General features: G+C 62.8%; 10 protein-coding genes. 2 read left to right on the top strand and 8 right to left on the bottom strand.

Annotated features, from left to right (window positions below):
• Positions 1–98: 98 nt before the first annotated feature.
• A complete protein-coding gene (locus HNQ40_RS08265) occupies positions 99–1343 on the bottom strand; it encodes a rhomboid family intramembrane serine protease (RefSeq protein ID WP_184677404.1) in 1245 nt (414 codons plus the stop codon).
• Between the two features lie 3 nt (positions 1344–1346).
• Complete coding sequence (locus HNQ40_RS08270; RefSeq protein ID WP_184677405.1) at positions 1347–1916, bottom strand: hypothetical protein; 570 nt, start codon at positions 1914–1916, stop codon at positions 1347–1349.
• A 144-nt stretch (positions 1917–2060) separates the two neighbouring features.
• On the opposite strand from HNQ40_RS08270, the gene moaA reads away from it, so the two are divergent.
• Positions 2061–3128: a GTP 3',8-cyclase MoaA gene (moaA, locus tag HNQ40_RS08275; protein WP_184677406.1), complete on the top strand. Its 1068-nt coding sequence runs from the start codon at positions 2061–2063 to the stop codon at positions 3126–3128.
• Between the two features lie 38 nt (positions 3129–3166).
• Entirely contained in the window at positions 3167–4048 is an 882-nt protein-coding gene (locus HNQ40_RS08280; protein ID WP_184677407.1) for a D-hexose-6-phosphate mutarotase, read from the top strand.
• A gap of 60 nt (positions 4049–4108) precedes the next feature.
• Here the strand turns inward: HNQ40_RS08280 and HNQ40_RS08285 are convergent, their stop codons facing one another.
• The 6 genes from HNQ40_RS08285 to HNQ40_RS08310 form a co-directional block, all read right to left on the bottom strand.
• Entirely contained in the window at positions 4109–6349 is a 2241-nt protein-coding gene (locus tag HNQ40_RS08285) for a hypothetical protein (RefSeq protein ID WP_184677408.1), read from the bottom strand.
• Positions 6350–6455: 106 nt separating this feature from the next.
• On the bottom strand, positions 6456–8309 hold the full coding sequence (locus HNQ40_RS08290; RefSeq protein WP_184677409.1) for an ABC transporter permease: 1854 nt from the start codon (positions 8307–8309) through the stop codon (positions 6456–6458).
• Between the two features lie 8 nt (positions 8310–8317).
• Positions 8318–9559, bottom strand: coding sequence for an ABC transporter ATP-binding protein (locus tag HNQ40_RS08295; RefSeq protein WP_184677410.1), 1242 nt, complete (start codon positions 9557–9559; stop codon positions 8318–8320).
• A gap of 93 nt (positions 9560–9652) precedes the next feature.
• Complete coding sequence (locus tag HNQ40_RS08300; protein WP_184677411.1) at positions 9653–11056, bottom strand: SPFH domain-containing protein; 1404 nt, start codon at positions 11054–11056, stop codon at positions 9653–9655.
• A 2-nt stretch (positions 11057–11058) separates the two neighbouring features.
• A complete protein-coding gene (locus HNQ40_RS08305) occupies positions 11059–12009 on the bottom strand; it encodes an SPFH domain-containing protein (RefSeq protein WP_184677412.1) in 951 nt (316 codons plus the stop codon).
• A gap of 71 nt (positions 12010–12080) precedes the next feature.
• On the bottom strand, positions 12081–14249 hold the full coding sequence (locus HNQ40_RS08310) for an SPFH domain-containing protein (protein WP_184677413.1): 2169 nt from the start codon (positions 14247–14249) through the stop codon (positions 12081–12083).
• Positions 14250–14422 lie beyond the last annotated feature (173 nt).

A 14422-nucleotide genomic window follows, 5' to 3' on the forward strand; every position in this document is an offset into this window, starting at 1 on the left:
TATGGGTTTGCGAAGTGATCTGAATCTTCGATGCCTCGGCACCCTCCCCTAGCCCCTCCCTCAAGGGAGGGGAATCAAACCGAAATCCACATCAAGAGTTACGCGATCCCGGACAACGCCTGGTCGGCGAGGGCCTGTTCGCTGGAGCTCAGGCTTGAGCGGGCGGCCTTGAGTAGTTCGCGGGCCCGGTCGGGTTGCCGGAGGTAGCGGGCGTAGATCAGGCCGAGGATCAGCTTGATCTGAGACTGCTGGCCGTAGTCGCGGTAGGTGTCGAGGAACAGCTCGTACGCGCGGGCTGCGGTGTCGTATCGACCTTCGGCCATGAGCTGGTTGGCCAGATCGAGCTGCGTGGTCTGGGGCATCACTTGCCGGGGGTGGTTCTCCAGCAGAGCGGTGTAACGCTCGGCGGCCAACGCCATGTCCTGGTCGGCGGCGGCCTTGGAGACCTCGCCACGCCGCTGCATGAGGTCTTGGTCCATGGGCGACGGCGCGGGGACGGCCGCAGCCGAGCCGGCCTCGGTATGGGAGGTGTCGGCCGCTTGCTCGTGTTCCCAGGGCTTGAATCCTTCGGCGGCGAGGCGTTTGAACTGCGAGCGACGCCGTTTCTGCTCGATCAGCGCGAGCAGGTCATACGGCTCGCGCGGCAGCAGACGCGTGAGCAGCATTGCCATCCCGATGATGAAGCCGTAGAGGTAGCCCGCGAGGTGGGCGACGTAGGCGGTGTTGCCGTAGCCGCTGAAGTGGAAGACCAGGTCGAGCACAACACGGAACAGGATCAGCACCATCGAGGAGATGACAAAGCTTCCGAAGAAAATCAGCAGCCAGTACGCGATGGTGACGTTGGACAGGGGGAACAGCGCAAGGTAGATCCCCGTGACCGCGGCAACGGAGCCGGACGCGCCGAGCACCGGGCCGGCGGTTGGGTCGGAGATGTGGGCCAGCCCGGCGAGGACACCTGCGCTGAGGTAGAAGCCCAGGTAGCCGAGCTTGCCCATGCGGTCTTCGACGGCGTTGCCGAAGACGTAGAGGAACAGCATGTTGAAGATCAGGTGCAGCGGCATGCTGATGCCCAGGAACGGCATCGGTTCGGGGCCGGCGTGCAGGAACTGGTAAGTGATGAACTGGTAGAGCCGGGTGTTGGGCTCGTCCGGCCAGAGCCACAGGCCGACACCCGGGGCGTTCTGGAAGATCTCGGGGATGCTATAGCCGCCGCCGGAATAGAGGCTGAATTGCTGGCTGGACTGCCAGGTGAAGCCGTAGACGATGATGTTGGCCGCGATGAGGCCGTAGTTCACCCACGGGGTGCGTTTGAACTTGCGGTCGGTGCTGATGGGGAAAAACATCGCTCAGCCGGCCCCGCCCGCGGTGTCGTCGGGTTTGCCGGGCTGGGTGGGTGGCCCGATGTTGTCGAGAGACGGATCGGCGTCCTGGGTGGCGGCATCGGGCCTGGAGATCTCGGGCAGGTCCTGCTTGTCGCCGCCGAGTACCGCGAGCCCGATTCCCGCCATGGCGACGCCCAGCGCGAGTACGGCGATGATGAGGATGGCCATGCGCCGGTTCTGGCTCGACATCGCACCGGGGCGCTGGGTTTGCTTGAGGTTGGCGGCGGAGCGGGCGAGTTCCTGGGCGGCTTCAGTGGAGGCGAACTTGGCTTCGCGGATCGGCGGGGGCGTGCCACCAATCGTGCTGTCGCCGGGCTTGGCCTGGGGCTCGGCCTGCATCAGGTCGCTCAGGCCCGACATCCCGGTCACGCTGCTGTCCGAGCGCGGGTCGGCGGGCGGCGGGTCTTCCTGGATCGAAGGCTCGGGCGCTTCCGGCCGATTTTCCTGGCGGTGGATGTGTGACGCACTAATCCGCCAGGTGTGGCCGCAGGACGGGCATTGGGTGGCTGCGCCGACGCGCAGAAACGGCGACACGCGTTTATCTCGGCAGGATGGGCAGGCCAATTCGTACATCGGTCCACGCACTTTAGCAGCCGCCCCGCCCGACAACCAACACCGGCTACAGTCGGTTCGCAAATCGGACCCTACGCATGCGGGGCGTCCCTATAATCGGATCGGATGTCCCTGGCCCTACCCATTCTCGATGACCTGCCCCAGCGGCCGAAGTTCGCCCAGGGGCCCCGGTCGCTTTCGGCGGTGAAGCTGCTGCGGTTGTCTTTGACCGACCGGTGCAACCTGCGGTGCGTGTACTGCATGCCCGACGACGGGGTCACGTTCTACGACCACGCCGACCTGCTCTCGGCCGACGATATCGTCGCGGTGGCCGCCGCCGCACGCGAGGCGGGCGTGACCCATTTCAAGATCACCGGCGGCGAGCCCACGCTCCGCAAAGACCTGGTCGAACTCGTCCGACGACTCGCGGCCCTGGGCCCCGAAGACCTCTCCATGACCACCAACGGCCTGCGTCTGGGCCAACGCGGCGGCCAGCTCGCCCATGAACTGCGTGAGGCCGGCCTGGACCGCATCACGGTGTCGCTCGATTCGCTGGACCCCCAGACCTTCGGGAAGATCAGCGGCGATCGCGGATTCACCCTGGAACAGGTCTGGGCGGGGATCAATGCTGCGACCCAGGCGGGATTCGAGAAGCTCAAGCTCAACGTCGTGGTCATCGGCGGGGTCAACGACCACGAAACCCCCGACTTCGCGGCGCTGACCCTCGAGCATCCGTGGACCGTGCGTTTTATTGAGTACATGCCTCTAGGGGAAAGTACGCTGACCCAGAGTTTGCTCGGGGCAAACACGTTCACGGTCGACAACCAGCAGATCATCCAACGCATCGAGGCGCAGCACGGCCCATTGGTGTCGGTGCATCGCGACCGCGAGCCCGGTGTCGGGCCGGCGCAGGTCTATCGGCTCGACCGCCCCGGGGTCGTGCCCGGGCGGCTGGGCTTCATCTCTGCGATGAGCCAGCCGTTCTGCGAGACGTGCAACCGTTTGCGCCTCACCGCTCGGGGGGAGTTGCGGGCCTGCCTCTTCGATGGCGGGGAGGTGGACTTGCTGCCTACCCTCCGGAGCAACGACGATCCGCAGCCCGATTTGATCCAGCTGATGGCCCGCTGCGTGGCCGAGAAACCCGAAACCCACAGCCCGCGCGGCAACCGTGCGATGTCGCAGCTGGGTGGTTGAACGTTGACACACACTGTTCCAGCTTCGACCATACCCCCATGCCCGAATCCATACTCGAACGCGCCGAAGAGTTCAGCCTGCCCGAGGCCCTGACCGTTCAGCCCGGTGAAGGCGAGTTGCCACGGCTCCGGGTTGAGACGGATCACTGCTCCGGCGCCCAGTACCTGCATGGGGCGACTGTTACCGATTGGAAGCCCGCGGGCGAGGAGCCGGTGCTGTTTACTTCTGCTCACGCGGTCTACCGCGACGGCAAGGCGATCCGCGGCGGCGTGCCGATCTGCTTCCCGTGGTTCGGCCCGCACCCGACCGACCCAAGCGCCCCCGCGCACGGGCTGGTCCGCACGATCCCGTGGCGGCTGACCCAGACCGCCCAAGGCCCCGCCGGCGTCGAGACGCAGATGGTGACCACCCTGGACCAGCTGCACGCCGACTATCGCGTGACGTTTGGCAAGCAGCTCACGCTGAATCTGACGGTGACCAATATCGCCGATACCGACCAGACGTTTGAGGCGGCGCTGCACACCTACTTCCGCGTCGGCGATGCACGCGAGGTAACGATTGCCGGCCTCGAATACACACGGTTTATCGACAAGCTTCAAGATATGAAGGTATGCGATCAGGGTGAGCACCCGGTGACCTTCACGGCAGAGACCGACCGTGTTTATGTCGACACCCAGGCGACCTGTGTGCTCAACGACCCGGTGATGAACCGCAAGATTAAGGTCGAAAAACTCGGCAGCCTTTCGACGGTGGTGTGGAACCCGTGGATCGGCAAGTCGCAAAGCACCGCCGACTTCGGCGACGACGAATGGACGGGCATGTGCTGCATCGAGTCGGCCAACATCGGCGACGAAGCGGTAAGCCTGGCGCCCGGCGCTTCACACACGCTGCTGGTCAAACTCTCGGTCGAGACGCTTTGATCACCTTGCCCAACTTCAGCTTGGCGGGCTAGGTTTGATGACAAGCGAAACGATTCTGAACTACTGCCTCTGGATGGTTGCGCCGCCCTGCTGGCCCCCGGCGCCTTCCACCGTTTCGACCACGTTCGGCGGCTCGGGAATCGCAACGGCCGGGTCGAAGCCTGCCGCGACGACCTCGGCCGAAACCGCTTGCTCCCATCGGCGATAGGTGCGGGGCGCTAAGGGCAGGCTCTGATAGTTGATGTAGGCCGTTCGATACGCGTTGAGTCGGATAAACAGGTCGTGCTTCCGGTCGGTCATGAATTGGGCGAACGCGTCCTCGGCCATCTGCGAGAACGGCGGCAACCGGAGCCGGCCCCCGCCGACGTCGAGGCCCGTCTCGTAGCTGAATTTCTCGTTGTACATGCGGTGCACGTTCTGCGCGAGGGCGAGGTTCTGGTTGAACACTTGCATCCCGCGGACGTTGCCGGAGGCAAGGCCTTGCCGGTAGGCCTCGATAAAGCGCGAGTTGATCAGCGAGATCATGCCCGGTCGGCCCAGGTCGTCGTCGTAGATCATCCAGGCGACGAAGTCTTCTAGCGAAAGGTTTTCGTAAATCCCTCGGGTGTACGCTTGTCCGGATTCGCTGTATTCATCGATGAGTCGCTGGTAGTAGTACTCGGCCTGGGGGCGGCTGCCGTAGAGGAAGGAATACAGCACAGCTTTTTGCAGGAAGTTCTCTTCACCACCTTCAAAAGCCTCTTCTCTGATGCGTTGGCCGAGTTGTTCGTCGTTGGCCATCGCTTTGGTTTCATCGACGATCTTGAAGTAGCCCTCGATATAGTCGGGGTCGGGTAGCAGGTCGATCTGTTGGCCGGGGCGATTGAACGGGTTGAACGAGACCGTGCCCGCGTCGCTGAGGGCCTGCATGGAGTGCAACGCCATGCGTTGGGTGTTGAGGATGTCGACCTTGCTTTCGTCGCGGAGATCGAAGTATTGCTCGACCCCCAATCGTGCCCAGTAGAGGCTGTGGGTATGGGGATGGCGCCAGTCCAGCGGCCCGTAGTGACCGGGGTAGAACGGGTCGTCTTTCTTGTTTTCCGGGATCGGAGCCATGTACTGATACATCTTCACCGGCTGCATGTGGTAGTCCTCGATGAGAACCTTGGCCCGCAGGAAAGGCAGCAACTCCCCGAGCAGCGCCTCACGCAACCCGCTGTCGAGGTCTTCGGCCTGGACCTGAAGAATCAGCGGCAAGACCTCACGGGCTTCTGGCGGCATCAGCGAATCGGGCAGGCCCTGGACGATCTCCGGCGACCGGAAGCGGAGGTACATGATGCATTTGCCAAACGCCCGCAGGGTTTTTTGGTCAAGCCCCATGCCGCGTCGACGTAGCTCGTCGACCAAGACGCCGGCGGCGGGGTAGTCTTCTACGAACGCCGTCGCCGCGTCACGCTCGGCACGGTTGAGTTGGTCCGCGGTCGACTCCAGCAGGAGGTCCAGCCCCGCTTGGCCCTCCTCGTTACGGTCGGGAACCGTTTGTCGGATGGACCGAAGCGCTTGATCCAGCGCGACGATACCCATGTCTTGCAACGCCTCGGCCCGTTCGTTGATCTCGGGGATGACCTCCGCTTCGATCAACGCTTCCAGATCTTGGCTGACGCGGACGTTCGGGCTGTCGACCGCAAAATACCGGTCGGCCATCACGGCGATCCGCCCCATCTCACTGATCACCCCGGCGGCGTTGAGTTGCTCGGGAGCCGCTCCGAGGAGTTCTTCCCACTCCCGGGCGAACTCACCTTTGTAGTACCAGTTCACGTCGTCGGTGCTCTGTCCGACTTTGTGGAAGAGGATCCACCCGAGCTCGCGATAGAGCCGGACGGAGTTGGGGTTGTACGGGATGCCCTGCTCGCGGAGCAGCCGGATGCCTTTGTTGACCCAGTCGTAGCGTTCCTGCGGGGTGTAGGTCTCGACCGAAAAGTTGTAGGCCATGTTCCACGCCTGGAAGCCCCAGACCTGTGGGAAACGGGGTTGAAGGTAGGTGATCCAGGTCGCCAGGGTGTTGGCCTCGGCGAATTGGCCATCGCGCTTCATCATCTCCATGCGGTACCACAGCGTATTGACCGCTACGCCCCGGAAACTACCCAGGCCCGCGGCGAGTAGCGCGTACTGCGGCGGGTCGGCCTGGTTGCTGTCAACCGCAAACGTGAGCTGCAGGTCCCGGCGTTGCTGGTTGATCGGGTTGATCATCAGCATGCTGCCGGTCAGCGCGACGATGATCACGAGCAGAGCAACGAGTTGGGTCAGGCGGTCTTTAGACATTGGGTGATTTTGTGATTGGGTGATTGGGCGATCGCGAAACAGTCGTGGGTGGTGTGGGGTGCTTTAGCCAATCGCCAAATCGCTAATTCATCCAATCACCAAACAACTACACCGTCACCTTGGCCACTTCGCGTCGGCCGAAGACGAACGCCGCGAACAGCGCGACTACGCCGGTACTGACCAGGCCGATTCGGACAAGTGAGCCCAAAACCATGGAGTTATCGACCACGCGTCCGTAAGCGACTAGCGGGGTCGGGCTGTACTTCGACATCGGCGGCACCACGAAGGTGAACCCCTCGCCGATCAGACGGACCACGAGTTTGAACCCGTCATACAACTCGCCGTCTTTTAGGTGTTGGACCAGTTTGCCCACGGTCAACCAGATTTTGTCCCACCAAGGAACCTCATCGCGTGGAATCGACGCGTAGTTGGCGAGCGAGCTGCCGAGGTAGTCGCTGCCGACGGCGGCAAAGTAGACCAGGAAGCACGCCAAGCAAGCCGTCGGGAATCCCAGGAAGGTCGCCGCCGCCAGGCCCACGGCCGCGAGGAAGCCGAGGCGGATCCACATGACCAGCAGGCCCTTAGCTAGGTTCGTCTCGAAACCGCCGACCTTGTAAAAAAGTTCCAGCCCTTCTCCGGGCTTGAAGCTGATCGCGGATTGGCCGACGTCGGCTCCGGTGTTGGTGATGGTCAGGTCCAACGTCCCGTCGTCGCGGATGTCTTCGGTCAGGAACGTTGCGGTGTGGAAAGTGTTGTTGCGGATCAGCGGGATGGGTCGACCGAAAAGGTCGGGGTCGGGGAGCGGGTTGGCGTAGGGCCGGTCGTTGACGCGGAACGCAAGCCGGACCATGCCGTCGCTGGCCGCCGAGGCCGCCTTGGGCTTGAACTTTAGTTGCAAGGTGGGACCGGCTTCTTTTGCGGCTTGGAGCCCGGTGAAGCGATACGTCGTGCTGTTGCGTGGGGCGATGGTCATCCACTGGCGCAATGCGTCGAGTTGAAGCGCAGAGCGTTGAGCGGGGTTGACCTGCGTGATCGGGTCGCCCACGTTTCCATAGATCCGGGGGTCACCTCCACGCAGGCGTAGATCTTTGAGGCGTTCTTCGAAATCAAACTGCAAGGCGGAGTTGTCGATCGGCACCGGCTCGGCGGAGGCTCGGGCCGACAGCACCTGTTCCTTCGACGCGATGAAGTCGGCGGCGTCCATCGCGGGGGTGCGCTCGATCACCTTGACGAATGAGATGACGCCCACACCCGACACCACCAGCAACAGCAGGTTCAGCCCCATGATGCCGATCCACTTGCCCGCGAGGTAGCCCGAACGGCTGACCGGCTTGGTCAGAGTGAGGAACGCTTGCCGATCGGTGAGTTCGCTGCTGACGGTCCGCGCTGCCAGCAGGATGGTCATCGCGGCGAGCAGGGTCGAGATCAGCGTCAGGGCGTAGGTGAGAAACGATTCGAGGCGGTATTGCAGCCGGGTCTCACCGCCTAGCATAAACGGCAGCACGGGTACGAGCAGTAAGAGCATGACCACAAAGATCAACGCCATCTTCATGCGGATCGCTTCATCCAGCAGCGTCCGGGCCACGCCCAGCACCGCCCAGCCCGGCGAGAACGCGAGACGAAGCAGCTCCAGCCCGAGCATAAACGCGACCGCCATGCCCCACGCCCCGGTGAAAACAATCGCGGCACTCTCATAGCCCAGTTGAAAAAAGAAACCGGCAATAAGTCCTGCGGTCCAGGTCAGGATGAGGATCCGAGCGATCTTGGCGACCCAGGGGTTTTCTCGCCACCAGACCAAGCCCGCCAAGAGCCAGACGAAAGCACCGATGCTACCTGCTAAGTAAGCCAGGGAGGCCATTAACGCCGAGCCTTGGCCTTGGAGTAAAAACCACAGGCCCATCGTCACCAAAATGATGACGAGGTAACTGATCCACCAAACTGAAGGTCGGGGTCGCTTCATGATATGAGTTACCCCAGCAGGTCATCCAACACGGACTGGTCCGCCTTCGCCGAAGGCTTGTTCGGCGAAGCGGGCGGGGGTGTGGGCTTGGCTTCGGTTTTGGGTTCGGGTTCTTGGGGCTTCTCGCCGGTCAGGCCGGAGAGTACGTCGTCGGCCGCGGCCTTCTCCGGTGCCACCGGGGCGGGTTCGGGATCGGGCGTGGATACGGGTTCGACCGGCGTGACCGACGTGAGTTGGTCGAGGACCTTCGCCGCGTCGGTGTCTTCGGGCATGTGGGCCGAACGCTCCTCGGCCTCGGTGAGGAACGCGGCGACCTGGCCGGCGTTGCCTGCGCCGGCGGTCTTGACGCCCTCGGCCTGAGCCTGGTGCACGATGTCCAGGAACAGCGACTCGAGTTTCTGACGCGACTGCTTGACCTGCACCTCGGTCACGCCCATGGCTTCGAGCGCCGCCACAAGCTTTTCGGTGTCCACGCTCGACAGCGTCGGCATGGTGACGGTGGTCTGGTCTTCGCTCGCCAGCAACTCCTCGATGGTGCCGGAGCGACGCACCTTGCCGCCAAACATGATCGCGGCGCGGTCGGTGACGTCTTCGACGTCCGAGAGCAGGTGCGAGCAGAGCAGGACGGTCTTGCCGGTGTCGCGGAGCCGGAGGATCAGGTCTTTGATCTGGCGGGTACCGATCGGGTCAAGCCCGGTGGTCGGCTCGTCGAGGATCAGCAGCTGCGGGTCGTTGATCAGAGCCTGGGCCAAGCCGATGCGTCGTTGCATGCCCTTGGAGTATTCGCCGATGGGTCGGCGTTGGACTTTATCGAGGCCGACCATTTCGAGCAGCATGTCGATGCGTTGCTGGCGTTTACGTCGGTCCTGGTGGAAAAGCTTTCCGTAGTACTCGAGCGTCTCCCGGGCGTTGAGGAACCGGTAGAGGTAGGACTCTTCGGGGAGGTAGCCGATGTTCTTCTTCACGGACACGTCGCGGGCGGGCTTGCCGAACACCGAGACGATGCCCGAGGTCGGGTGGAGCAGGCCGAGGATCATCTTGATGGTGGTGGACTTGCCCGAGCCGTTGGGGCCGAGCAGGCCGAAGACTTCGCCGCGGCGGACATCGAGGTCGATGTTGTTCACCGCCGTAACCCGGTCGCGCAGCCAGAAGTCCTTGAACACCTTAGTCAACCGCGCACACTGGATGAGGTGCTCGTGCGAGGTGCTGGTGGCCGAGGAGGGCGAGGTTTCAGTGGCGAGTTGGGTCATGGGATTGATGGGTTATGGATGATCGATGAAATTCAGGCGCAAATGACGGTGATGACACCGGGGCGGGATCAGTTCATCGCGGGCCGATCAAATTCAACGACCGGCGCGTTTGTCTTCCTTCGCTTGCTCGATTTCAGATTCGAGTCGGTCGCGTTCTTTCGTACGAGCGATGTTGGGGTCGCGGTTCACATCAAGGTGGATCCGCTGGCCCGAATTGGCGTAGAACAGCTCGATGCCCGAGTCTTCGCTGAAGACTTCACGCAGGACGTACTGCCAGCGGCGCTGCTTGAAGAGTTCGGGGTCCTTCTCGAATGCTTCTTTGAGTTCTAGCACGGTCTCGGCTTCGGTCTTGAGACGCTGCGCGATCTGGGAACGCTGGATCTGGGCGTTGTTGATGATCGTCGCGGTCTCCCCGCCGATGGGCAGTGATTCGCCGTCGTCACCGGTGACGGTCAGGGAGCGGAAGACCTCGCTGAGCTGGGTGTCGAGTTCGGCGATGCGCTCGGTATCGTCGAGCGTGGTGGCGATCTCGTATTCCTTGAGCAACTGTACGAGCGGGCCGTCTTGGCCTCGTACTGGCAGCGCCCCCTTGCCCGCGGCTTCGCCCAGCAGCTTGGTGCGATCGGACTCTGCTTCGTTGATGCGGGTGGCGCGTGTGGCCTCGGCCTGGGCCACGAGTTGGTAGGCGTCCGCCACGGATTGCGGCATCTCCGGTAGCCGCATGGTGATGTTGGTCAACGTGATGCCGACCGCCAACTCGTCGAGCTTGGCTTGGGCGATCGCGCGGGCTTGATCGCTGTCGAGGCTGCTGCCGATCAGGGCAACGACCGGCTGGCTTGCTACGGCGTGGACCACCCCTTGTTCGACCATGTTGGTGACCAGGGCATCGGCGATCTGCAGGCCGGTGAGGTTGGCGTCAACGTAGATCGTCTCGGCGCCGCCACGAACGCTGAGGCGTTCGCTGGTGACGCCTTCCGGGTCACCGAAATTGGCCAGGAAGGCAACGGGGTCGGAGATGCGGTAGCCGGCGTTGAACCGGGCGTGGACCAGGTTGGCGTCGCCGGTGATCAGCGAGCCGTCCTTATCGGGATTGAGCGGACGGCTCCCGCCTTCCCCCTCGTAGACAAAAGCCTGCGAAATATCGATGGTCCGCTCGTTGACGGGAACGAGGATGACGTTGTCGATCGGGAAGGGCCAGCCGAAGTGAAGGCCACGGTCTTTGGTCGCCTTTCCGGCCGAGTCGGTGACGATCTTGCCGAAGCGGGTGACCACCGCCTCTTTCTGCTCGGGGACCTGGTAGATCCCGCTGCACAGGTAAACGACCACCAGGACGACCATCACCAGCCGGAGCAGGCCGAAGCTGACGCGCAGCGCGTCGGCCAGCGACTGTTGGGCGGGGTCGATCGCTTGGACGGAGGGCTCTTCGCGCGGCGGCGCGGGAGGCAGGCCTTGGTCCTGTGCTTGTTCTTGTTCTTGTTCTTGGGGTTCGTCAGCCATAATTACTCGTCACCACCTTCTTGCGAGGCGTCGCTTTCGGGGGTGATCAACAGGTCCATGAACTGCATGGCGTTGGCGTCGAGGATCAGCGTCGAGCCGGGCAGGGTCTTCTTGAGGGTGTCGACCTTGGACAGGAAGATCGCCAGCTCGGGGTTCTCGGCGAAGAGGCTGTAGTTCTTGGTGCCTTCTCGGATACCCTCGGCCTTGATGCGCTCGGCCTCGGCGTTGGCGAAGCTCAGGATCTGGCCCTTGACGCGCTCGGCCTCGGAACGGATCGCGGTGGCTTGGTTCTCGCCTTCTTGCTCGGCGCTGGCGGCCAGACGCTGGCGGGTGGAGCGCATCCGCTCGAAGACTTTTTCGGTGGTGGCTTCGGGGAAGAGGATACGGCGGATGCCGACCTGTTCGATATCGATACCGTAATCCAAGTCAATGATCCGCTGGCGGAGCAATTCGGTGATGGTGCTTTCGATCTCGTCGAGGGCCAGGGCGTCGAGGTCGGTGTTGACCATCTGGTCGAAGCGGTAGTTAGAGAACTCGCCTTTGAGGTCCTGCATCTGTGTGCCGATCCGGTCCTTGGCCTGCTCTACGTTCTGCAGCGCGACGAAGAACTGGTACGGGTCGGAGATCCGCCAGGTGACGTAGGTCTTGAGAACGATCGAATTTTCGTCCGCGGTCTGGAGTTGCGAGAGCTCTTGTTCGAGCAGCTGCACCTTGGTCGGGTAGCGGTAGACCTTCTGGATCGGCCAGGGCAGCTTGGGGCGGATGCCCGGCTCGATAATCAGGCTGTTGGCCTCGACGATCGTTACGCCGTCCTCGGCGTAGACCGGGCGCTCGGCCTTGGCGAAGGTCGTGATGACGGCACGCTCGTCGAAGCTGACCTGGAAGAAGAACATGTACAGCACGAGCACAACACAGATGATCGCGGCGATGAGGAGGGTGGTGAGTTTTCGCATGACAGGTGGCAGGAAACAGTACGAATAAAGGGATCGTGAATATGAGAGAGCGGGGCTGGCGTGGGCCAGGCCTATTCGGGGTTGAAGAACTCGGTCGCGGTGTTGGCCTCTTCGAGGTTCAGGCGGATGGTCGAGTCGTCGGTGATGGGCACGGTCGAGATCACCCGACGGTTGCTCTGGCCGAAGGACTCGGCGATCGCGTTGAGGTAATGACGGGACTTGAAATAGTCCGGAGCAAGGTTAAACGCGGCGAGCTCGAAAGCGAATCGGCTGGACTCGGAGTTCTCGACCAAGGCGACCTTCCAACGTTCCTGGCGGGCGTCGGCGAGGATGCGGGCCGCTTCGCCACCGGCCTGATCGATCAGGCGGTTGATCCGGGTCTCTTGTTCAAGGATTTCCTGGTCGAGTTCGTCCGAGTTTTCCTCGGCTTGGCGCTGCTGACGGAGCTTGGTCAGTTCCTGGATCGCTTTCTCGGCTCGCAGGGCCTCGGCCCGCGAACCCGCAGCGCTGCTGAGGATGCCGATGGCGTCACGCTGAGCGTTTTCGATCGCGGTCTTCTGCGACTGCAGGGCGTTGACCTGCTGCAGGAAGGCCGCCGCGACTTCCCCTTCGCGGGGCGGGTGGACGTCGTAAAGCGAGACGTTTTGCACGTTGATGCCGTAGGCGGATACATCGTTGCGGATCAGTTCCAAGAGTTCTTGGCCGATCTCGATGCGGCCGGACCCGATGAGATTATCGATTTGCTGAGTGCCGACGATGGCGTTGAGGTGGCGCTGAGCAATCGCGGCGAGCAGCTGCTCGGGGCGGCTGGGTGCATTCTCGGAGACATAGGCTTCGAGGTCACCGATGTTGTAAGTGACGATGGCCTGCAGAGAGACGAGGCTGCCCAAGCGCGAGGTTCCCGCTTCGAGCGGATCGTCGCCGTCAAACGATTCGAGGCCTTGCAGCTCCTGCTCGACGCTTTGACGGATTGAGGGGTCGTCAATGACCGTCGGAGCGGTGGCGAAGTACTCTTCTTTGCCCTCGATGTGTGCTGAGGTCCAGAGCATGGCCATGCCGGGGATGCGTTTGGATTCTTCGTAGGCACCGATCACGATCTGCTGCGACCGCTCGACGTCGACTTTCTTCGCTCGGCCGATCGGCCAAGGCATCTTGAAACTCACGCCGGGGTCGGCGATGCGGACCAGTTCACCCCGGCTGGTGATCACCGCCTTCTGGTTGGGGGCGACGATGACGATGCTGGTCAGCCCGATCAGGATCAACACGCCCGCCAGGATCAGCGGCGTCAGGGCCCGGCCGAGCAGGACATAGAACCAGCTCTTGGTGATTTCGAAGCCGAATTGGTAGTTCAGCGTTTCGGAGACGATCTTGCCCAACGATTCGGGGCTCGTCAGCCAACCCAGCAAACGCGAGTCGAATGCCGGGCGGACGACTTCATTGGCCTTGCGGGGGCGATAGATGCCGAAGATGAACGCCAGCAGCGTTTCGATGCCCAGCACGATCATCAACACGGGGATGATCAGCGCGAGCGAAGCGAGCACGCCGTTGCTTTTGGTGACAACGGCGAACACAACCGCGATGCCCAGCAGCATGATCGCGAGGACGTTGCCGATGAGGTAGGCCGCTCCGCCGCGGAGCAGTTGCCACGACTCGACCCGCGTCATGCCCGCGATGTACCGAGCGACCAGGAACCCCAGGAAGGACAGCAACGCGGTAAAACCCACCAGCATCCAGGGATTGGTGAAGGGGTTGCCCATCGCGCCATCGAACAGACGCCGGTAGTCTTTGGCTCCATCGACGGTGTCGATCAGGTTCCAGTTGCTGAAGAACAGGATGAGGCCCACGCCCACGAGGTAGACCGCGACAGCGATGGAGACCGCGTTGAGCCCCCATTTGTAGAAGTTGCCCAGACGCTTACGGGCGGTGGCGAGGTTGTGGCCGGCCTCGTCGAAGAGGGCCGCGGCGCGGGCGTCTTCCTGGGCGAGCTGCTCGGCCTCCAGCGCTTCGACGCGTTCGAGGCGGTGCTGGTTGTAGAGCAGCCAGAGCATCATCCAGATCGGCAGGCCGCCGATGAGGTACCACGTCGCGGCGTGGAAGGAGCGCGACTGGCCGTACAGGCCCATGCCCGCCACGATGATCACAAACACGAGTTGAGTGCCGAGGCCCAGCAGCGCTGCCGAGCTGGCCCGGCCGTAGGTCTGTTGGTCGTCGGTCAATTCTTGAGCAGGTCCGAGGGGCATACGCGAAACGTCCTGGCGTGGGGTTCGGGAGTTGGGGGGCGAGTGCGGCGGAGATTTCCGAGGGATTGGTCGATCTTAGGCCGAAATGAGATCACAAGAGTGGTCTAATGGTACGCTTAGGAAGCCTAAAGGTTCATTCGAGCGAGAAACACCGGGGTGTTCTCGGAACGGCA

Source organism: Algisphaera agarilytica (assembly GCF_014207595.1).
Lineage (GTDB): Bacteria > Planctomycetota > Phycisphaerae > Phycisphaerales > Phycisphaeraceae > Algisphaera > Algisphaera agarilytica.